Here is a 981-nt window from a genome sequence, read left to right on the forward strand (position 1 = left end):
GGGTCGGTCGGTGGCGGGGCACCGACCCCGACGCCCGGCCGCCGATCCGGCGTCCTGTTGGTGGGCACCGACCTGGACGACCACACCGTCTGGGCACGAGGAGTGGCTCTGGGGGCCGAGCGGGTGGTCCACCTGCCCGGCGACGAGGAGTCGGTGATCGCGGCCGTCGCCGACGCGGTGGGCCGGGTCGGCCCCCCGGCGGCCGACCCCGCCCGGTCGCTCGGCCTCCCACTCGCCGGTGAACCGCCCCGGGAGCCCGGCCTCGCCGCCGGGGAGCCCGGTGAACCGCCGGGCGCCTCACCGGGCGCGGAGGGGCCGGTGGGCCGATGACCGCCCCCGAGCACCTGGTGGACCGCGTCCGTGACCGCATCGCCGAGGAATGGTCCCGCGGCCCCGTCCCGACCGGCGGGGGCGGCCCGGCCGACCACCTGCCGCCCGCCGCCGGCGAGCTGCGGGACGACCTCCTCGGCGCCGGCCCCCTGCAACCGTTGCTGTCCGCACCCGACACCACGGACGTCCTGGTCAACGGCCCCTCCGAGGTGTGGGTGGACCGGGGAAGAGGGCTGCAACGGGCCGCGGTCCGCTTCCCCGACACCGCTGCCCTGCGTCGGCTCGCCCAACGCCTGGCCTGTGCCGCCGGTCGCCGGCTCGACGACGCCCGCCCCTGGGTGGACGCCCGCCTGCCGGACGGCACCCGTCTGCACGCCGTCCTGCCCCCGATCGCCGTGGGCTCCCCGTGCCTGTCCCTGCGTGTCGTTCGACACCGTCCCTTCACCCCGGCCGAACTCGTCGCCTCCGACACCCTCCCGCCCGGGGGCGAACACCTGCTGCGGGCGGTCCTCGACGCCCGGCTCTCCTTCCTGATCAGCGGCGGCACCGGCAGCGGCAAGAGCACCCTGCTCTCCTGTCTCCTCGGCCTGGTCGGCCCGCACGAGCGGATCGTGCTGGTCGAGGACTCCGCCGAACTGCGCCCCGCCCACC

Annotated in this window: 1 protein-coding gene and 1 pseudogene; both read left to right on the forward strand. The window is 77.5% G+C overall.

What is annotated here, in order from left to right; translation table 11 throughout:
- Positions 1-330 (forward strand): annotated as a pseudogene (locus FNQ90_RS24760) (hypothetical protein); the annotation flags it as partial.
- Positions 327-981: CpaF family protein (locus FNQ90_RS24765; protein WP_182608374.1), on the forward strand; the 655-nt coding region annotated here is incomplete at its 3' end. The pseudogene FNQ90_RS24760 and the gene FNQ90_RS24765, both read left to right, overlap by 4 nt.

It is taken from the genome of Streptomyces alkaliphilus (assembly GCF_014141535.1).
Classification (GTDB): domain Bacteria; phylum Actinomycetota; class Actinomycetes; order Streptomycetales; family Streptomycetaceae; genus Streptomyces; species Streptomyces alkaliphilus.